Genomic DNA, 20,925 nt, shown 5'->3' on the forward strand with positions numbered 1-20,925 from the left:
TCACAGCTTAAATTGGACATTTACCTACATACACTAGGGCTTAGTTTAAGAAATTACTTCTTAGCCCAAAAGTGTAATATCACAATGCTGATGACAAACAACACGCTACAGCAAACTAACCCTGCGATTAATGAGCCAGTAAAACCTAATACGGTGTAACCGACCAAGCTAATTAAAGCAGCAATTAAGGCATACGGCAGTTGAGTAACAACGTGATCAATATGATGGCAACTGGCGCCGGTTGACGACAATATGGTGGTGTCAGAAATGGGCGAACAATGATCGCCAAATACCGCACCAGATAACACCGCAGCCAACATTGGCAACATCATCGTGCTATCACTTCCCATCGCCATGTCTGCGGCAATAGGCAACATAATCCCAAACGTGCCCCAACTTGTGCCAGTCGAAAATGCGGTAATACCCGCTAACAAGAATAACACTGCAGGGAGTAAGGCAAATGGAATATTATCAGTGGCTAAGCTTGCCATATATTTACCGGTTTCAAGCTGACCAATCACACTCGAAATTGTCCATGCAAAAAGCAATATGTAAATGGCTGGCAACATAGATCGCGCACCAACCGACATTCCTTTGAGTAACATAGACAAATCAACTTTTTGCTGAATCGCAAGAATGAGTGTTGCAATAAGACCAATAACAGAGCCAAAAAATAGTGACGAGCTAACATCAGTATTCTCAAATGCACCGAGTACATTAAACGGTAAGTCTTTTGCTGCTAACACATCAGCGCCACTTGAAACCATAAAATACACTGTCGCGAACACCAATACCGCGATAGGTAAAAACAAGCCAATCACTTTACCGGTATCGGCTTCAGGTAAATCTGTGACTGCGCCAGGTGGTTGGCCTTTTGACTCATCAAACAAATTACCACGCAGTGCATTTAATTCATGCTGACGCATTGGGCCTACATCTAAGCTAAACGTTGCTACACACAGTAATAATAATAACGAGAAAATGGCATAAAAGTTCATTGGGATCATTTGAATAAAGACACTCAAATGGCCAGAATCGGTAAATCCATGGGCAGTTAAAATACCGCCAATTAATGCGATAATGTATGCCCCCCAGCTAGACACGGGAGAAATAACACACACTGGTGCGGCGGTGGAATCAAGAATATAAGCCAATTTGGCACGCGAAATATGGTAGCGGTCAGTAATTGGACGTGAAATCGAGCCGACGACTAAACTGTTAAAGTAATCATCAATAAACACTACGCAGCCTAAAAACATGGTCATTAACTTGGCATCACGTTTATTACGAATACGCAATTTAGCCCAATCAGCAAAAGCACGGGCTGAGCCGCTAACGGTGATCAATGCTGTGATCATGCCCAGCACAATCAAAAAGCCTAAAATGTACACATTCCAACTATTCAGCGCTGCGTCTTTCCAAACTAACTGGCTAGCGGTATTTAAGATATATTCGCCGCTGCTAACCAATGAGAAATCGGTCAGTAATAAGGCGCCAAAAACAATGCCTACCCCTAAAGATAGCAATACTTTACGAGTTAAAATGGCCAGAGTAATAGCCACAAGTGGTGGCAAAACAGAAAGTGCCGAATCGGCATAACTTATTATCATAATTTAATTATTTCTTCGTTGGATACGAATGGAGAAAAAACTAGAAATAAGGCTAAACATACACAGAAAGTGTATGCGTTAACTTAACTAGTAGCACTCCACAGCAATATCCATTTAATATGAATATCATTCTTTTTATCATGTCGATAAAAACACTATGACAGTGCAGTCCCTTTCGAGAACTGCCCCAACAAATGAAGCTGATAACCTCATTTATTTCGGCATTGCATCCTTTTATGTCGAATTATTGGCATCACCCAATTCAACATGACTTTTATGCAACGCACCTCTACTTTTGTTGTTTGTACATAAAGCTCATGACAAACAACGCGAACATACAATCATAAATCGCATATTCTGCGCCAGTAAAAAGCACTAAACAGAACCACAAATAACAACAACGCCAACTTAAACAACAATTGAACAGCATTAGTTTAACGTTTTTAAATCAAATGCACACTAATGTAATGGACACAAAAACGGCAACCGCATTAAACCGTCGATATTTGAACTGAATTTTTTAACGTTATCATCAAAATCAGTACTAAAACTAAGACTAAATCCAAGACTAGCCCAATAAAAAAGGTTTCTACCGTATAGGTAGAAACCTTTTAATCGAATAACAAAACGTATAATAGTGCTTTAAAGTCGATTGAAAAAACTAACTTAATCAACTTCCCACCTAACGAGTTAACGTCAGATTAAACGAGGTTATTCAATGCCGGTACCGCTTCAAATAAGTCGGCAACCAAACCATAATCCGCTACTTGAAAAATAGGGGCTTCAGGGTCTTTGTTAATGGCCACAATCACTTTTGAATCTTTCATACCAGCAAGATGCTGAATCGCGCCAGAAATACCCACTGCAATGTACAAGTTAGGGGCGACAATCTTACCTGTTTGGCCTACTTGCAAGTCGTTAGGTACAAACCCTGCGTCAACAGCTGCACGTGATGCACCTACTGCTGCGCCTAACTTATCGGCGAGTTGTTCTAAAATAGCAAAGTTTTCACCGCTGCCCATACCACGACCACCAGACACAATAATGCCTGCATTGCCGAGTTCAGGACGGGCAGATTCAGTGAGTGACTGAGAAACAAACTCAGTTTTTGAATCTATTGTTTGGCTTAAGTTGACGACTTCAGCACTGCCTGTTGATGCTACAACATCAAATGCACTAGAGCGCACTGTCATGACTTTTTTAGCATCTAAGCTTTGCACAGTTGCAAGCGCATTACCCGCATAAATAGGGCGTACAAAAGTGTCACTGCTTACAACTTCAATCACTTCAGAAATCTGGGCAACGTCTAATAATGCTGCTACGCGAGGCAATGTATCTTTACCTATACTGGTTGCCGCCGCTAAAATATGCTCGTAATCAGCCGCAATTTCAACAACTAACTTTGATACGTTTTCAGCTAATTGAGCGCCATATTGAGCGGCATCTGCCACTAATACTTTACTCACACCCGCTAGACTTTGTGCTGCACTCACCGCGGCAGAACAATCTGCACCAACAACCAGCACATGAATATCACCACCAATGGCTGCTGCAGCGCTAACCACTTTCGCCGTGTCAGTTTTCAAGCTAACATTATCGTGTTCTGCTAATACTAAAATGGTCATATTAGATCACCTTCGCTTCATTTTTTAACTTATCAACTAACTCTTCAACAGAAGACACCATGATGCCCGCTTTACGCTCAACAGGAGGAGTGACGCTAAGTACTGTTTGATGCGCTCTTAAGCTCACACCAAGATCAGCCACAGCCATAATCTCTAATGGTTTGCGTTTAGCTTTCATAATATTAGGTAATGAAGCATAACGAGGTTCGTTCAAACGTAAGTCTACCGTCACAATCGCAGGCAAAGGCATTTTCAGCGTTTGTAGTCCGCCATCGATTTCACGAGTAACCGTAATCATGTCACCATCAATTTTGACTTCTGATGCAAATGTCGCTTGTGGCATATCAGTTAATGCTGCGAGCATTTGACCCGTTTGGTTATTGTCGCCGTCAATTGACTGCTTACCAAAAATAACAAGTTGTGCTTGCTCTTTTTCTTGCACTGCCTTTAACAGCTTAGCAATCGAAAGAGGCACTAACTCTTCATCGGTCTCAATATGAATCGCTCGGTCGGCACCCAGTGCCATTGCGGTTCTTAATTGTTCTTGCACCGCTTTAGGGCCAACACTTACCACTACAACTTCAGTGGCAATGCCAGCTTCTTTGAGGCGAACAGCTTCTTCTACCGCTATTTCGCAAAATGGGTTTAACGCCATTTTAAGGTTGGTCGTATCAACATTTGTGTTATCAGCTTTTACCCTGACTTTCACATTGGCATCAACTACGCGTTTAACAGGCACCAATACTTTCATAGGTTTTCCTTCCTACACCTTCAATGTATATGGACAACACACTGGCGTTCGCCAATGCAAGATGGGTTAACTTTACGTCCTGTTAACGTTAACGTCAATCAAAGTCAAACGACTGTTTACATATTTTTTGTTATTGTGGTGGCAATCAAACTAAACAAGTAGTGGATCATTAATTACTTAATGGGAATGCTTAATTAAAATTAATTGCATAATTAGATGATTTTATTTGATTCAATGCCAAATAGTTTCTATTATTATAGCTATATTCAGTATTGATTAAGCTGTGTTAGTAATAATCAGAGAATTAATCTGACTTATATTAATAATAACGACCCAAATAAACAATATGAAGTACTGAAACTTACACGGAACGTTGATACTTTTTATCTCTTATAACTTTTATTTTATAAATAAATCATTAGGAAACTATACAACATGAGTGACTTTTTAGACATATTAACCCACGGCCGTCGTTTTAAAGCTGCAGTAAAAGAATTGTCTCTTGATGATTTACGTGAAACAGCGGCGAAATTAGAAAAAATCATTACCGAACGTCAAGAAGAAGAGAAATTAGAACTTGAAGCCAATGCAGAGCGTAACGCTCGTATTGCTGAAATTCTTGCTCAAATTGAAAACAGTGGTTTATCAATTGAAGATTTAGGTGACGTGACGTCTTCTGTTAAAACAGCTAAAACCAAACGTGCACCACGTCCACCAAAATATCAAATCACTGTTGATGGTGAATTAATTCAATGGACTGGCCAAGGTCGTATGCCTACCGTATTCAAACAACAAGTTGATAGCGGCAAAAATATGAGCGAATTTTTAATTCCTGGTATGGAATAATTATTCTGATTAAGGGTTAACCACACCGTTATCCTTTAAAATAAAAAAGAGCTTACTTCGGTAAGCTCTTTTTTTATAGCATTTGAGCGCTTTATCATCGGCAAGAGAAAAGGTAAACTAACCGTCGTTGATCCATTCCCCATTAATAGAAGGCTACGGCTATGACTTTTCCTCTTAAATATGCATTTATTGCCTCAGGTATAGCACTATTATTGAGCGCTTGTGCGAGTGATTATACGTTCAAAAGTAATTTAGACAGTAAAGCGATCAATGATTATTTTAAAGTCGGTGATGTAACGTTATATGAAGGTAGTGATCAACCTAAAGGAACGTTTGAAACTTTAGGTTTAGTTGAAGGCGAAGCCTGCCAAGAAACCAAACAAGATGCACCACCACAAATGGCCGTAGCACGAACCAATGCCAGAAGAGCTGCTGCAGATATGGGCGCAAATGGTTTTGTGGTTAAAAGCTGTTTTATGATTACTGAAGCAGACAATAGTTGTTTTAGCCGTGCACTTTGTGTCGGTCAAGCCATTAAAACTCCTACAGAAAAATAACAACTCAATATATTATATTGACTGCCCATAAATGATGAGTGCTCATATAACACTCATCAACATTTTCTATATTTGATTTATAACTCCCTTTGTTTGCTTAATTCAGGTATCGCATGACACAAAGCAACGATCGACACAGTCAAACAGATCTAATGAATCATAAATCTAGCGTTCCGTTTAGCAGCCAATTAAATGCTGTTGCAATATGCAGAACACCTTACAAACAAAAGTTTGGTATTCCTCGTCAGCCAGGTTTAGTCAATGCGGTAGGTTATATAGAGTTTGAACCTGCGTTTAATCACATTGATGCCGTTAGAGGAATAGAGCAATATTCACACTTATGGTTATTATTCTGTTTCCATGAAAATCTGGCTCAAGGTTGGAAAACCACCGTTCGCCCTCCCCGTTTAGGCGGCAATGAAAAATTAGGTGTCTTTGCAACTCGTTCAACATTTCGGCCAAATGGAATCGGTCAGTCCGTTGTTAAATTGCACGGAGTGGTTAATCGTAAAGGTAAAGTGTGCTTAGTAATATCTGGAATGGATTTATTAGACGGCACGCCGATTGTCGATATCAAACCTTATATTCCGTTCTCAGATGTTATTATCGATGCACAGGGTGGCATTGCCCAAGATGCACCGATATTAGTTCCACTTACTTACACAACCTTAGCCACTCAGCAGATCAACCTCTATAGCCAGCAAGAACAATACCAAGATCTTGCCGCACTTATAGACGGTGTGTTGTCGCAAGATCCTCGTCCTGCATACAAAAAAGCCAAAAACGATCCCAAACTTTATCAAGTGGCATTATACGACTTAGATATCTTTTGGCATATCACAGCTCAAGGTATTGAAGTGTTAGAACTCAAGCCGACAAAAGTTGAACTGTTGAAGGATTAAATTAATGGCAGACATAGATTATCAAGCACAACATAAGAAACGCTTATCATGGATGCCATGGCTGTATTTTTCACTTAAACCAAAGCATTTATCATGGGCAAAACCTTGGCAAGATGACATTCAACAACGGTTATGTCAGCTTGAAACCATTCATATAGGTGAACAGTGTTTTATTGCCCCACAAGCTCAGCTTTTTGCCGAACCGGGTCGTGATATCTCTATAGGTAACCAATGCATGATTGCCGCTGATGTGTTTATGCATGGTCCAATCACCCTAGGCAATGAAGTGGCCATTAACCATGGCTGTAGTATAGACGGGGGCCGAAATGGTATCAAAATTGGCAACCAAACTCGTATTGCTAACAACGTCACGATTTATGCCTTTAACCATGGTATGTCACCCAGCGAACCCATTTATAAACAACCCGCGACATCAAAAGGTGTAGTGATAGGCCAAGATGTATGGATTGGCGCTCAGGCGGGCATTGTTGACGGTGTCACCATTGGAGATTGTGCGGTGATTGGCATGGGCTGCATTGTCACAAAAGATGTACCCAATTTTGCTATTGTTGCTGGTAATCCAGCCCGAGTTATTGGCGACCGACGCGATAAAAAATAGCCAGCTACCATTTAAGTATCACAAAGCCATCTTTTGAGTCGAATTAGCAGGTGACATCATTGATTCAGGTGCTAAAATGATGCTAATTCATAGCAACTATTTTGGACATCGGGAATGCGAGTTAGCAACTACCTGCTTTCAACACAAAAAGAAACCCCTGCTAATGCAGAGGTGATTAGTCATCAGTTAATGTTACGAGCCGGTATGATCCGTCGTAATGCTTCAGGTCTCTACACTTGGCTTCCGTCAGGTTTACGTGTTTTACGTAAAGTTGAAGCCATTGTTCGTGAAGAAATGAACAAAACAGGTGCTATCGAAATATTAATGCCGTTAGTCCAGCCTGCAGATCTATGGGTTGAAACGGGTCGTTGGGATAAGTTTGGTCCTGAGTTATTACGTTTCCAAGACCGTAATAATCGTGACTTCGTATTAGGGCCAACCCATGAAGAAGTGATCACTGATTTAGTCCGTAAAGAATTAAGTTCTTACAAGCAACTACCGCTAACACTTTACCAAGTACAAACTAAGTTCCGTGATGAAGTTCGCCCTCGCTTCGGCGTCATGCGCGCGCGCGAATTCTTGATGAAAGATGCCTATTCTTTCCATTTAGATCAAGAAACCATGGATAACACTTACCACGCTATGCATACCGCATACAGCAATATTCTGACTCGTATGGGCTTATCATTCCGTCCAGTACTGGCTGATACTGGTTCTATCGGTGGTAGCATGTCGCATGAATTCCATGTGCTGGCTAACAGTGGTGAAGATTTAATCGCTTATTCAACGGGTAGCGATTATGCCGCTAACATTGAAAAAGCCGAATCACCAATGCCAACCGATACTCTTGCCACGCCGACTGAAGCAATGACGTTAGTGGATACGCCTAACGCCAAAACGATTGCTGAGTTAGTTGAGCAATTTAATGTAGTCATCACTAAAACGGTTAAAACCTTAATCGTAAAAGGTGCTACTGACGAAGTGCCATTAGTTGCATTAGTTATCCGTGGCGATCACGAACTTAACGAAATTAAAGCCGACAAGCTTGAATTAGTCGCGTCACCATTTGAATTTGCTTCAGAAGCAGAAATTCGTGCTGCAGTTGGAGCAGGTCCTGGTTCTATAGGACCTGTTGGCTTAACGATGCCAATTATTGTTGATCATAGTGTCACTGTGATGAGCGATTTTGCCGCGGGTGCTAACGCTGAAGATAAGCATTATTTTGGTATTAACTGGGACCGCGACTTGCCTCTAGCGACTGCTGCGGATATCCGTAATGTGGTCGAAGGTGAACCAACGCCTGATGGCTTAGGTACGTATGCCATGGCTCGTGGTATTGAAGTCGGCCATATCTTCCAGTTGGGAACAAGTTATTCTAAATCAATGAATGCCACTGTGTTAGACGAAAACGGTAAAGCCCAAGTGTTATTGATGGGTTGTTACGGCGTTGGCGTGAGTCGTATTGTGGCTGCTGCTATTGAGCAAAACAACGATGACCGTGGCATTACCTGGCCTGAAGCTATTGCACCGTTTACTGTAGGCATTTTGCCAATGAATATGCATAAGTCACATCGTGTAGCTGACATTGCCGAAAAACTTTACCAAGACCTGGCTGATGCTGGTGTTGAAGTATTGATGGATGATCGTAAAGAGCGTCCTGGGGTTATGTTTGCCGACATGGAGCTCATTGGCTTGCCGCATGTTGTCGTGATTGGCGATCGCAATATTGATGCTGGTGTATTTGAATATAAAAACCGTCGCACGGGTGAGAAACAAGATATTCCATTCGATGAGATTGTGGCGTTTTTAACAAATGCTGCTAAAGGCTAGTTATTAACGATATAACCTGAAAAAACGCACTTTAGAGTGCGTTTTTTTATCGCTGCAAAACACTTTTATGTAATATTTTTGATATAAATATCGATTTCAAGGCCTTGATTCAACTCTGAAATAATCTCAAGCCTACCGCCTAATTTTTGCGTTACTAGATTATACACAATAGACATGCCTAACCCTGTGCCACCAATGTTGCGTGCAGTAGTAAAAAAAGGTTCAAATATTCTACGCTTTACTTCAGGGCTCAAGCCTTTACCATTATCTTTGTAAAACATCTTTATTTCATCACCACAGTAATTTGCGCCTAATATAATTCGCTTTTGTCCTACAAAATCAGCAGGAAATGCATGTCGAAAACAATTGGACACCAAATTAGTAAAGATTTGTGCTATAGCACCAGGATAAGATTCAACAACCAAGTCTGGTTCTATTTGAATATCAAGTTCGATACCTTGCTTACGGGTTAATGGCCTAAGAGGGGAAGATATTTGCTCCAAATATTCAGTTAAATTAACCTGCTCTTTTTCTAAAATAAGCTGGTCAGCTGCTGTGCGTTTAAAGTTATGAACTAACTCTGCGGCACGCGATAAATTACGTTCAATTAAATGTAATCCGTCAGTGAGTGTATGGATAAACTCTTCAAAGTCTTGTTGTTCTAATTCACCCGCGGCGAATAAGGTTTTGAGTTTAGTTAACTCATCGATACAGTGACTGGTTGATGTCACCGAAATACCTAATGGAGTATTCACTTCATGTGCAACACCAGCAACAAGATTACCTAAGGCGGCAAGCTTTTCGCTCTCTATTAAACTGGCTTGTGTCGCTTGTAAGTTATTTATCGCATTTTTTAACTCCGCAGTTCGCTTTTCAACTTCAGCTTCTAAGGCAACATTATTCAATTCAAGTTCATTTTGATAAGCTTTGACCTTTTTCGCATTGACAGCCCTACCATACAAATCAGCCAAAGAGCTCACAAATGATTGCTCATCACGGCTCCAATGCCTAATGCCCCCCTTATGCTCGCAACAGACAATTCCGATCATTTTACCAGCATGTCTTATTGGGCTGTCTAACATGGCTGTGATTGCATTGGGACGCAAATAAATATCTTTAAACTCACAGGTCGCAGGATCTGTCATCGCATCACTGGCAGCAATTGTTCTTTCTGTATCTAGGGCGCTAAAATACCCCGGAAATTCTAAGCGAGTTAGCGTGATATTATTTTGCTTAGTTTGATTATCAACTAATAAAAAACAACCGATTGATTGGTTATCTTCGGTTAACAGCCATATACCCGCCCTATCGATGTCAAGTCCGCGACAAACTGAATCGATAATCAATTTTGAAGCCGAATCTAAGTCGCCGGTATCAATCAATTCAGACTGGCTGACAGCCAGTAATACTTGCTCTAAATTCTGATTCATAATCTTTGGCTTAATGTGTGCTTTGTGCAGGTTCATCTGGCATTTGCTGCTGTATCTCAACAAACTTATCAAGCAAGGTTAAACTGGCATCACACATCAAAGGATCAAATTGCTTACCTGACTGCTCAATTAAATAATCTCTTACTTTTTCAGCTGACCAGGCGTCTTTATAACTGCGTTTTGACAAAAGTGCATCAATCACATCGACAATAGCCATAATGCGACCTTCAATAGGTATAGCATCAGCAACTAACCCACGAGGATAGCCATTACCGTCCCATCGTTCATGGTGTGTATAGGCAATGCGAGCGCCCATTTTGGCTATGATACGATTTGATGCCGCAAGTAAGTTGTAGCCTTTTTCTGCATGGGTTTTCATTATCTCCCACTCGCTATCGGTCAACTTACCTGGTTTATGTAAAATGCTTTCAGGAATACCTATTTTACCCACATCATGCAAAGGGGCGGCATAGCGCATGGTTTCAACAAAATCATCGTTCATACCAATATAGTTAGCCAGCATTTCACTCATCACCGCCACACGCCTTACATGAGCACCGGTTTCTTTACTGCGCTGCTCAATCGCATCACCAATAATTAAGATCAGTTCGCGTTGTGTTTGTTGGACGTTTTCTTTGCTTGAAAGGTTTTCAAAGGTCAGACTGACGTTAGCGGCAAATAATTCAAGGATCCTGACTTGCAACGGTGTTAATGCGCTGTCGTGTTGGAGGTATAAAATACTGGTTACATCTTGGCCAAATTTATAAAAGCCTACATAAATATTATCGTGAACTATCGACTTCTCTAAACTAATGGCTTCAATAATATACTCTTTTACTTCACCCGGAAGTGATTGGACATTTTCTATTTCAGAGTAACTGACCATATTGCCAGTCGCTGCTAATAGGTTCATATGAGTATCTTGGTAGAGATCTTTACGAAAACTGGTTAAATAGAGCGCTGAACTATTCAAATTAAGTAATTGCAATGTTTGTTCAAGAACGGCACTGCCGAAATTGTGCAGTGTATGGCTTAATAGCACTGAAGAAGAAGCTTGGATGACTTTCTCCATCCCAAGCTGACTTTGTTCAATTGTTTTAATATCACGGTATGAACGCAAGGAAGCATAAACACACGATTTAAGTTTGGTAGCGGTTAATTCAGTTTTTGCTTTGTAGTCATTGATATCAAACTCTCTGATCACCCTTTCTTCAGGAGCACAGCCCGGCTGGCCAGTGCGAAGAATAATCCTTGTACTGTGATTATTTAACGCACCTCGAATACGTTCAATTAAATCGAGCCCCGCGTGATCGTTTTCCATCACAACATCGATAAATGCAAGCGCGATATCAGGCTCATCACGTAGTAAAATGAATCCTTCTTCAGCGCTAAAACTTGAATAAAAAGCGAGTTTTCTCCCTTCTAACTCAAAATGACTCAATGCGAACTTAGTCACATCATGTATGCCTGGTTCATCATCAATGATGGCAATCTTCCAAGGAGAAAGTTGCTTTGCTTTATTTACTGTATCGTTATCAACCGATACTGCTGATGTTGTCTTAAACAGAGCCACATGCCATCCTTAAAATTGGATTATCAACGAGTGTTAATTAACAAAAAATTAACACGTAACCATCGAAACATCAAAAAATTATGATGTGCTCATTCCTGATCCACATCATTTAAGTAAATATAGACATACGAGAAAAAAACCAGTTTAGATCTTATTATCTATCTCGATTTACTTTGTACAGGGGCGATCATATCCATGTTCTACTGTTCATTTTTAAGAGGTTTACGCCTAGAATAAATAGAATATTGATAAAGTATAGACAATAAATAACATAGTCGACTTATTGGTAGCTGGTGTATAACACAAAAAGAATTCATACTAGAATCAAGCATGCTTAACAGATTAAAGGATCGAGATTGCCAGTATCAACAGCATTAGTACTAGGAGGTGGTGGGGCCAGGGCTGCTTATCAAATTGGCGTATTAAAAGCGCTAGTGCAGTTTTACCCGCGCAATCATAATGTCCCATTTGATATTATTTGTGGTACATCTGCTGGTGCCATTAATGCAATATCGATAGCAACCCATGCATCTTGCTTCCATTTAGCCATAAAAAAACTGGATTGGGTGTGGCGTCATTTTGAAACCCATAAAGTCTATCGCACGTCTATCCCTCAAGTGTTGAGACATTTGGGACGAATGGCTATCAAAGGTCTTCAAGATGACAAAGTCAATACTGATGCAGGTAGCCTGCTGGATAATCAACCCTTACGAGAGTTGCTGAATAATCTTATCGATTTTAAAAGAATTGATCGTAATATTGGTAATGATGCACTCAAAGCTATCAGTATCGACTCCTCATGCTACAACAATTCACGTTCATATACTTTCTATCAAGGTAACGAACACATTGATGATTGGCAACGTGCTAGACGAGTCGGTATTCGCAGTTTATTAAATACTGAGCACTTACTTGCAAGCTCAGCTATTCCGATGGTATTCCCATCAATTAAACTTAATCAAGCCTATTATGGTGATGGGTCTGTCCATCAATTATCACCACTATCAAGCCCAATCCACCTTGGCGCTAATAAAATATTTGTGATTAATTTAGACAGCCCACACAAACACTTTCCCATCGAGTTTGAATATCACCCTAAAACAGCAACAATCGCCGGACATTTATTAGATACCATTTTTTCGGATACATTGAACAGCGATTTAGAGCGTCTGCAACGGGTCAACAACACCTTATCAATGATATCCCCACAAGACCGTGAAACCTTGAACTTACGCCATATCGATACTTTAGTGATGAAACCAAGTCAAGATTTAAGCCGAATTGCGGAACGGTTTTATGATGACATGCCTTTTGCAATCAAAACTTTATTGAAATTATTTGGTATTAACAGACAGTCTGACTCAAGTATTGTGTCGTACTTATTATTCGAAAAAAGCTATACCACCACCTTGATTGATTTAGGCTATCAAGATGCAATGGATAGAATTGATGAAATAAAACAATTTTTCGATATACAGACTAAAGTTTAACCATTAAGACTTAAAATCTATGATATACCTATATATTAACATCGGAAATTAGCATCGGGATCAATAGGTAATAAAAGCGCAAGAGCGCTTTGCTTATCTATACTAAAATCATCATCGTCATACAAGTTTAACTTGAGTCAAATAGACATGCTTTACATAGTCACTTCCATAAAAGTGGATATTATTTTAAATTGTTAATCATTAACTTGAGACACAGAACATCAAAACTGCCGAGCGTTACATGCGCGACAATTTTGTATCTAAAAGGATTTTAGATGAAAAATTTATGGATAATGATCGCATTAATAATCGTCGGTTGCGGCCAACAAGACATCTCAACTATAGATACCACTTCAAGTAGTAAAACAACTTTGCAATGGCAAGGTGTATATCATGGTGTATTCCCTTGTCCGAGTTGTGATGGGATGGATACCACTCTTGAACTAACCCAACCGAACCAATATACCATCCACACAATTCGTTTAGGCACTGATCCCAATCCTTATCGTGGTAGTGGAACATTCAAATGGGATCAAAGCGGTAATATTATCATTTTAGATCGTGGGCATATTTATCAAGTCTATTCCGATCATTTATATTTGTTAGATGTAAAATTTAGGCGAATTAAAGGCCCAGACGCAGATCGATACAGGGTCGATAAAATCGAAGGACTAGGCCAGCAAATATCCCCCCCCCAACGCTGAATAACATCAATAACAAACCTGCTTAATTGATCTTAGCTGTGCTAAGATTATTTTATTAGTCACTTAAAGAAAGTTTGATGAGAAAAGGCATTTTATTAGCTGGAGGTTCAGGCACTCGGCTATACCCTATCACCCAAGTGGTTTGTAAACAGCTATTACCCATTTACGATAAACCGATGGTTTATTATCCTTTGTGCACTCTTATGCAAGCTGGTATTACTGATATTTTGCTTATTTGTGCCCCTTCAGATTTAGCTCTTTTCAAAGCACTTTTGGACAATGGCCATCAATGGGGTATTAACATTGAATTTGCAACACAAGCAAAGCCTGAAGGGCTTGCACAAGCACTTATTATTGCCGAACCCTTTTTAGCTGGCAGCCCTTGTGCAATGATTTTAGGGGATAATTTATTTTACGGACACCAATTGCAACATATATTGCAAGCCGTAAATGAAATGTCTTGCGCAACCGTATTTGGCTACCATGTTGCTAACCCTCAAGCATATGGTGTCATTGAGTTCAGTGAAAATAATCACGTCATATCGATTACAGAAAAACCAACAGAACCTAAATCTCATTTTGCGATGCCTGGACTGTATTTTTTTGACAGCCATGCCAGCGAGTACGCAAAAACAGTCACCCCATCTCTACGAGGTGAACTTGAAATAGTCGACGTAATTAATCAATATTTAGAACTCGATAACCTGAATGTTAAAATATTAAGCCGAGGTACAGCTTGGTTAGACACTGGCACACCAGATGCGATAGCAGAAGCAACTCAGTACATAGCTGCCATAGAAAAACGTCAAGGATTAAAAGTTTCTTGTCCTGAAGAAATAGCGTATTCAATGGGATTGATAGATCATTTTCAACTCAAAATTCTGGCTGAACCACTCCTAAAGAGTGGTTATGGTGAGTATCTACTGTCTTTATTAGATAAGAACTTTCCTGATGAAATATATTAACACTCACCTCGAAGGCGTGATGATTTTTAGTCCACGTAAGTTCATTGATGAACGCGGTTTTTTTATGGAAACATTACGCCAAAATGGCTTTAGTGATGCATTTATCCAAAACAATATGGATGTCCCTCAGCTCGTTCAAGAGAATCAATCTCGCTCGGTGAACAATGTTTTACGCGGACTGCATTTTCAGCAGCACTTTCCTCAGGGTAAATTAATCCGTGTGCCCAGAGGTACTATCTTTGACGTTGCTGTCGATATTCGTCAAGAGTCTAAAACATTTGGCCAGTGGATAGGTCAGGAAATTTCCGACGAAAATGGTTATCAAATGTGGATCCCGGCAGGATTTGCACACGGCTTTTACGTATTGTCTGACATCGCTGATATTATTTATAAATGTTCACAATATTATCAACCAGACGATGAGCAAACCATCGCATGGAATGACCCCATACTCAATATACAATGGCCTTTAAAACAGCACCCTGCTCCTATCGTCTCAGACAAAGATAATCCGACCATAAACCCTAAGATAATCTCATTTGGTCTCATAAAATGACATATAAAAACGGACAAGCACTCACAATCTTGATTACTGGTGGTTGTGGGTTTATTGGTTCTGCATTAATCCGATTTATCCTAGGCTTTACGAATCACAGCGTCATTAATATCGATAAACTGACATATGCCGCTAATCCTCAAAGCCTTAAGATGATAAATAAAAGTGAACGATATCATTTCATCGAAGGTGATATCTGTAATGGCACATTATTAACAGAAGTGTTTAATCGGTTTCAACCCGATGCCGTGATGCATTTGGCGGCGGAGACTCATGTTGATCGATCCATTTCAGGCTCAGCTGAATTTATTCAAACCAATATAGTAGGCACGTATCAACTACTAGAAGCCAGCAGGCAATTTTATAATGGCTTATCTAGCGATAAGGCTAGGCAATTTCGTTTTCACCATATTTCGACAGATGAAGTGTTCGGAGATTTACCCGATACCGGATATTTCAATGAACAAAGCGCCTACTCCCCAAGTTCGCCATATTCCGCAAGTAAAGCATCAAGTGATCACCTAGTGAAAGCTTGGCATCGAACCTATGGTTTACCAACTTTGATCAGTTATTGCTCAAATAATTACGGCCCATACCAACATCCTGAAAAACTTATCCCGCTCACCATTACCCGAGCCCTTGCGGGTAAAATAATTCCTATTTATGGTAATGGCCAACAAGTTCGAGACTGGCTTTTTGTTGATGATCACGTTGAAGCGTTAATCACGATATTAACCTTAGGTAACGTGGGTGAAACTTATACTGTTGGCGGTAATAATGAACAAACTAATATTCAGGTTGTGGCATCAATTTGCCAACAACTAACCCAATTAGTGCCGAATCATCAGTTGGCAAGTAGCAATGGTTTTTCCTCACTCATTCAACATATTACTGATAGACCGGGGCACGATCGCCGCTATGCTATTGATGCGAGTAAATTGGCTACTACATTGCATTGGACACCAAAACATAACTTCTCGGATGGTTTACGCCAAACCGTCCAGTGGTATTTGGCTCACTATCAATGAAAATATTAACGTTTGGTCAAACAGGTCAACTCGCCAGAGCCTTAAAACGTGCTCAACCCAAAACTGTAGAACTAATCCAACTGAGCCATCAACAAGTTGATATTACTCAGCCACAGCTTATTGATGAAGCGTTAGCTTTTTATCGGCCCGATATCATCATTAACTGCGCGGCTTATACTGACGTAGAAAAAGCACAAATAAACCCAGTCGCAGCAATGCAAATCAATGCATTGGCCGTTGAGTATATGGCAAAAGCAGCCAGTCATTATGGAATCAAACTAATTCAATTGTCGACTGATTATGTATTCGATGGTCGCTCATCGACACCTTATTCAGTGACACAAAAACCATCAGCCATTAATGCTTATGGGCAGTCAAAATTACTCGCCGAAGAGACATTATTGAGCTATCAATCTGCTCTATTTTGTATTGTGCGAACTTCTTGGCTTTACCATCACAGCGGCAATAATTTTGTTACCACTATGCTAAAGTTAATGACGCAGTCACATAATCAACAAACGATAGGATCAAGCGCAGACAACCCCATCAAAGTTGTTAACGACCAAACGGGCAGCCCGACAATGGTTGACGATTTTGCACGTTTTCTGTGGAAACTGTGTTCACAAAAACAATGGTCAGCGATTTACCATTGGAGTAATTCAGGTAAGTGTACTTGGTATGAGTTTGCTCAAGAGATCAAAACACAAGGAATAGCGTTAGGCTTATTACCTCAGTCAATTTATTTACAACCTATTACATCAGAACAATATGCTTCTATCGTTAATAGACCCGCTTTCAGTGTGTTAGACACCCGCTTATCACACACACTCGCCATACCAAAACCTTGGCAACAACAATTAGCTCAATGCCTTAATGAGCTGGTGCTGAGTAAAGTTTGATTGTTTACAGTAAAAAATGAATTGTCATATCAGTGTCATCTTTACGTGCAATAATTTTTACCATCAAGGATGAAATATTTCGCTTTAGCTTGTCATTAACTTTAGGTAAAAAGAGGCTGTACCAACAGAGGTACAGTTATCTGGAATGTTGAAAATGTCACACTCATTTGAATTTGATGAAGATGATGCGCCATGGGGCGATAACATCAAGGGAAAACCAAAATCGAAAAAAGTAAAGCAACGCCGCCGTGATACTAAGCGCCGTTACTTTGACGATAATGCAGAAATGGAGTTCGCGCCTGCTAAGTGGAAATAATTTAACAGGATTTTCTCATCAAGTTTAAAAAGCAAGTTGCCTGCAACTTGCTTTTTTGTTGAAATAAAAATGGCCTTGACGAACTCACGACCATTTAAATAAAACTTTGGACGATGCTAAATCAGTAGTTTACTGATGTAACAAGTATTGCCACTTTACAGATAAAATATGGTGGCTAATCCCAAGAAAGTAAAAAAGCCTACAACGTCGGTTACGGTGGTCAAAATAACCGAACCAGATAACGCCGCATCTTGATTAAAGCGCTGTAAGATCATCGGCACCATCACACCAGCAATAGCAGCAACAGCCATATTCACTAAAATAGCACAGGCAATAACTACACCCATTATCGTATCGTTAAACCACCATCCGGCAATAATACCGATGACAATTGACCACAACATACCATTTAGCGCACCGATACCGAGTTCGTTTTTCATCAACGACATCACGTTACCAGCAGAAATCTGACCCATTGCCATACCGCGGATCATTAACGTTAACGACTGGCTACCTGCAATGCCCCCCATTGAAGCCACAATTGGCATCAATACCGCTAACGCGACGACTTGCGACAATACATTTTCGAATAATCCGATGGTAGCAGATGCTAAAAATGCTGTGAGTAAGTTAATCCCTAGCCACACGGCACGACGCTTTGCTCCCACCACAATTGGGGCGAATAAATCGTCGTGTTCATCCATACCAGCAGTTGCCATTAATTGTGCTTCGTAATGTTCACGCACTAATGCTGTAGCTGTTCGCAGTGTCATTCGGCCAATTAATATACCGTCTTCATCGACAACCGGTAATTCAAGTTCGCGGCTATGTTCAATGGCTTCGGCTGCTTCGATCAAAGATGAATCAGCAGATATTACTCGGCTGTCATCCCATTTTAACACCTGCAATTGAGTATCAAGATCTGCAGTTCTGAAAACGTCATAACGACGCACTGTACCTAAATATTTATCGTTTTGATCGACTAAAAAAAGATGGTCATTACAATCTAAGTCAATACGACGAAAAAAGCGTTGTCCTTGTGCTACGGTAGATGTAAGACTTAATGCCAACATCTGGTGATCAGCATAACGACCGATTTCATTTTCAGAATATTGGTCATATAGTTCGAAATGCTTACGCTGACGTTCACCCATCTGTGCTAATGCACGATCGGTAATGTTGTCAGGTAATGAATCACTCCATTCAATAAGGTCTTCAGGACTTAATTGAGAAAAGAGTAAGTCTAATTCCTCATCTGGCATTTTCTTAACAATGCCTAAACGAGGATCGGCGCGCATTAAGTTTAGAACGTCTACACGCTCTTCAACATCGACTTGCTGCCAACGTTCATAACGTTCATCAAGCGGTAACGATTCTAATAATAAAGCAATTGTGCCTGGTTCTGCTTCAGTCAAGATTTCACTGAACACTTCGGCCTGTTCATCACCTTCGGCTTCAGTTAACAAATGTACCACGTGACTGACATCAGCCTGTGGTTGTGAACTGGTGTCGATTTCATCTTCAGAACTAAGTTCGTTCTTTAATTCACTCATCAGCCCGCCCTTAATTCTTGATAGTAAAATATGCGCAACTATATTGAAATTGATATTGATAAGCAAACAGATAAATTAGGTTGCCAACAACTTAATTGCCAGCTAAGCACTTTCCCATTATAGTTTACCTTTCATATAAAGGAGCATCACATGACCGCAGCAATTTACCCTATTTCCGTAAAAGACATTCAAGGCAATGATGTTGTTATGGAGAGTTTTAAAGATAACGTTTTGCTTATTGTTAATACTGCAAGTAAATGTGGCTTCACTCCACAATACAAAGCACTTGAAACACTATATCAACAGTATAAAGATCGCGGTTTAGTTATTTTAGGTTTTCCTTGTAATCAATTCGGCAAACAAGAACAAGGTAATGAAGATGAGATCAGTCAATTTTGCGAACTAAACTTTGGCGTGACATTCCCATTATTTAGTAAAATTGAAGTCAATGGCAGTAACAGCCATCCGTTATATCAACATCTTAAAAAGTCTGCCAAAGGCCTTTTAGGTAGTGAGTCGATAAAATGGAACTTCACTAAGTTTTTAGTCGATAAACAAGGAAACGTGATTGAACGATATGCACCAACCACAAAACCAGAAGATCTCAACGCTGTCATTGAAAAACTGCTTGGATAATCATAACGTCTATAGCGTAATTGAGTACCGAGAATCAATGAAAGTGGGTTTGGGTAATTGATGTCATGTTAATCACCCAGCTTTTTACCCACAGCTTAGTACGAGACGATATTCATCAATAGCAGTACGTAAACGACATAAATTCATTACAAAAGTGCAAGTTTTAAGTCACTGATAAATAATCAGTATAAAATTAATATCCATATTTTGATAAAAATATACATTTATATTGAACTTTTAAACCATTAGGTACTCAAACTTAATAACAGTGATATTCACTTTTGTTCATCATCTCCCTGGGACTTCTAGCGCGGTCCCCTTGATCGCTAAGTCGATCGATAGGCAATCATTTGATTGCCTTTTTTTATGTCTGTTGATTGCACAACTCAACTAAAATGAGTTGCATGATCTAGCTGAGGTCTAGCCTAGTGATGTGTTTTCTATATAGAGAACTCAACATGGGATAATTACCGACTATCACACAGAGCTTTGCCTCCTAACTTGAGTGTATTGGCTTGAACTCAACACGCTATTAATGTGTCAATGCGCCCTACTAGCGTAAATTGACAAGTAGCAAAAATAGGCAAGTTTGATATTACCAACATGACATAAAACCATTCTCATCAATTTACCCCAGCTGTTATCAAGAGTTGGAGCTGACTAGCACTGCACATATTTATCACCTCACCTAAACAAGTGATACCGTTTAACTGACAGTAAGTAAGCTAATGAGTTTCGCTAAGTCGATTTCGATATTGAGAGCCCGAAATCTTTCTGTAAAACCAGTGCTTAGGATCTCGAAACAACAGATGTGATGTCATGATTAACATCGTTCACATAGCACAATATTCGGTCACCAAAGAAGAATTAAACCCACCGATTATTTATTTTTAAATTTATTGCTTTATTTAATGAACTTTTCTAATTAGCGTTAGTCAGAATATAGGTAACAAGTAAGAACATTTACTCGCTAGGCGTCTTCCTCCAACGTTTTAGTGTGTATCCAAAGGTTTGATTACTGACTTTTGTATTTAC

19 protein-coding genes and 1 riboswitch are annotated in these 20,925 nt (G+C 39.9%); of the genes, 13 read left to right on the forward strand and 6 right to left on the reverse strand.

Translation table 11 applies throughout. The annotated features are described in order from the left end of the window. Window positions 1–53 precede the first annotated feature (53 nt). The 3 genes from EGC86_RS00180 to EGC86_RS00190 all read right to left on the reverse strand — a co-directional run bounded on the left by EGC86_RS00180 (window position 54) and on the right by EGC86_RS00190 (window position 3,986). Window positions 54–1,613 carry a Na+/H+ antiporter NhaC family protein gene (locus tag EGC86_RS00180; protein WP_123776263.1) on the reverse strand — a complete coding sequence of 520 codons (1,560 nt, stop codon included), beginning with the start codon at window positions 1,611–1,613 and terminating at the stop codon, window positions 54–56. Window positions 1,614–1,693: 80 nt separating this feature from the next. Continuing rightward, window positions 1,694–1,910: riboswitch (Lysine riboswitch) on the reverse strand. A gap of 401 nt (window positions 1,911–2,311) precedes the next feature. Beyond that, entirely contained in the window at window positions 2,312–3,235 is a 924-nt protein-coding gene (locus EGC86_RS00185) for an electron transfer flavoprotein subunit alpha/FixB family protein (protein WP_123776264.1), read from the reverse strand. Window position 3,236: 1 nt separating this feature from the next. Beyond that, entirely contained in the window at window positions 3,237–3,986 is a 750-nt protein-coding gene (locus EGC86_RS00190; protein WP_059744357.1) for an electron transfer flavoprotein subunit beta/FixA family protein, read from the reverse strand. A gap of 435 nt (window positions 3,987–4,421) precedes the next feature. On the opposite strand from EGC86_RS00190, the gene EGC86_RS00195 reads away from it, so the two are divergent. The 5 genes from EGC86_RS00195 (at window position 4,422) to EGC86_RS00215 (ending at window position 8,740) form a co-directional block, all read left to right on the forward strand. Then, entirely contained in the window at window positions 4,422–4,832 is a 411-nt protein-coding gene (locus EGC86_RS00195) for an H-NS histone family protein (RefSeq protein ID WP_011638198.1), read from the forward strand. A gap of 161 nt (window positions 4,833–4,993) precedes the next feature. Next, a complete protein-coding gene (gene rcsF, locus EGC86_RS00200; protein ID WP_102036337.1) occupies window positions 4,994–5,389 on the forward strand; it encodes an Rcs stress response system protein RcsF in 396 nt (131 codons plus the stop codon). A 152-nt stretch (window positions 5,390–5,541) separates the two neighbouring features. Beyond that, a complete protein-coding gene (gene tsaA, locus EGC86_RS00205; protein WP_123776265.1) occupies window positions 5,542–6,291 on the forward strand; it encodes a tRNA (N6-threonylcarbamoyladenosine(37)-N6)-methyltransferase TrmO in 750 nt (249 codons plus the stop codon). Between the two features lie 4 nt (window positions 6,292–6,295). Further along, on the forward strand, window positions 6,296–6,910 hold the full coding sequence (locus EGC86_RS00210) for an acyltransferase (RefSeq protein WP_011638201.1): 615 nt from the start codon (window positions 6,296–6,298) through the stop codon (window positions 6,908–6,910). A 114-nt stretch (window positions 6,911–7,024) separates the two neighbouring features. Next, window positions 7,025–8,740 carry a proline--tRNA ligase gene (locus EGC86_RS00215; protein WP_123776266.1) on the forward strand — a complete coding sequence of 572 codons (1,716 nt, stop codon included), beginning with the start codon at window positions 7,025–7,027 and terminating at the stop codon, window positions 8,738–8,740. Between the two features lie 65 nt (window positions 8,741–8,805). On the opposite strand, the gene EGC86_RS00220 is transcribed toward EGC86_RS00215, so the two are convergent. After that, complete coding sequence (locus tag EGC86_RS00220) at window positions 8,806–10,170, reverse strand: sensor histidine kinase (RefSeq protein ID WP_165872313.1); 1,365 nt, start codon at window positions 10,168–10,170, stop codon at window positions 8,806–8,808. A 10-nt stretch (window positions 10,171–10,180) separates the two neighbouring features. Then, window positions 10,181–11,743 (reverse strand): response regulator, encoded by a 1,563-nt coding sequence (locus EGC86_RS00225; protein WP_207893025.1) that lies wholly within the window; start codon window positions 11,741–11,743, stop codon window positions 10,181–10,183. 356 nt (window positions 11,744–12,099) lie between these two features. On the opposite strand from EGC86_RS00225, the gene EGC86_RS00230 reads away from it, so the two are divergent. The 7 genes from EGC86_RS00230 (at window position 12,100) to EGC86_RS00260 (ending at window position 17,701) form a co-directional block, all read left to right on the forward strand. Then, entirely contained in the window at window positions 12,100–13,233 is a 1,134-nt protein-coding gene (locus tag EGC86_RS00230; RefSeq protein ID WP_011638205.1) for a patatin-like phospholipase family protein, read from the forward strand. A gap of 275 nt (window positions 13,234–13,508) precedes the next feature. Beyond that, window positions 13,509–13,937: a copper resistance protein NlpE gene (locus EGC86_RS00235; protein WP_123776268.1), complete on the forward strand. Its 429-nt coding sequence runs from the start codon at window positions 13,509–13,511 to the stop codon at window positions 13,935–13,937. Between the two features lie 77 nt (window positions 13,938–14,014). Then, window positions 14,015–14,902 (forward strand): glucose-1-phosphate thymidylyltransferase RfbA, encoded by an 888-nt coding sequence (gene rfbA, locus EGC86_RS00240; protein ID WP_123776269.1) that lies wholly within the window; start codon window positions 14,015–14,017, stop codon window positions 14,900–14,902. Beyond that, window positions 14,889–15,458: a dTDP-4-dehydrorhamnose 3,5-epimerase gene (gene rfbC, locus EGC86_RS00245; RefSeq protein WP_123776270.1), complete on the forward strand. Its 570-nt coding sequence runs from the start codon at window positions 14,889–14,891 to the stop codon at window positions 15,456–15,458. Before rfbA ends, rfbC begins: the two co-directional genes overlap by 14 nt. Beyond that, complete coding sequence (gene rfbB, locus EGC86_RS00250) at window positions 15,455–16,486, forward strand: dTDP-glucose 4,6-dehydratase (RefSeq protein ID WP_123776271.1); 1,032 nt, start codon at window positions 15,455–15,457, stop codon at window positions 16,484–16,486. Before rfbC ends, rfbB begins: the two co-directional genes overlap by 4 nt. Beyond that, window positions 16,483–17,385: a dTDP-4-dehydrorhamnose reductase gene (rfbD, locus tag EGC86_RS00255; protein WP_123776272.1), complete on the forward strand. Its 903-nt coding sequence runs from the start codon at window positions 16,483–16,485 to the stop codon at window positions 17,383–17,385. The genes rfbB and rfbD overlap by 4 nt, the downstream gene beginning before the upstream one ends. A 154-nt stretch (window positions 17,386–17,539) precedes the next feature. Continuing rightward, window positions 17,540–17,701, forward strand: coding sequence for a hypothetical protein (locus EGC86_RS00260; protein ID WP_041413129.1), 162 nt, complete (start codon window positions 17,540–17,542; stop codon window positions 17,699–17,701). Between the two features lie 155 nt (window positions 17,702–17,856). Here the strand turns inward: EGC86_RS00260 and EGC86_RS00265 are convergent, their stop codons facing one another. Further along, window positions 17,857–19,254 (reverse strand): magnesium transporter, encoded by a 1,398-nt coding sequence (locus EGC86_RS00265; protein WP_011638212.1) that lies wholly within the window; start codon window positions 19,252–19,254, stop codon window positions 17,857–17,859. Between the two features lie 150 nt (window positions 19,255–19,404). On the opposite strand from EGC86_RS00265, the gene EGC86_RS00270 reads away from it, so the two are divergent. Beyond that, window positions 19,405–19,890, forward strand: coding sequence for a glutathione peroxidase (locus tag EGC86_RS00270; protein WP_011638213.1), 486 nt, complete (start codon window positions 19,405–19,407; stop codon window positions 19,888–19,890). Window positions 19,891–20,925: the final 1,035 nt, after the last annotated feature.

Source organism: Shewanella frigidimarina, from assembly GCF_003797125.1.
GTDB classification, from domain to species: Bacteria; Pseudomonadota; Gammaproteobacteria; order Enterobacterales; family Shewanellaceae; genus Shewanella; species Shewanella frigidimarina.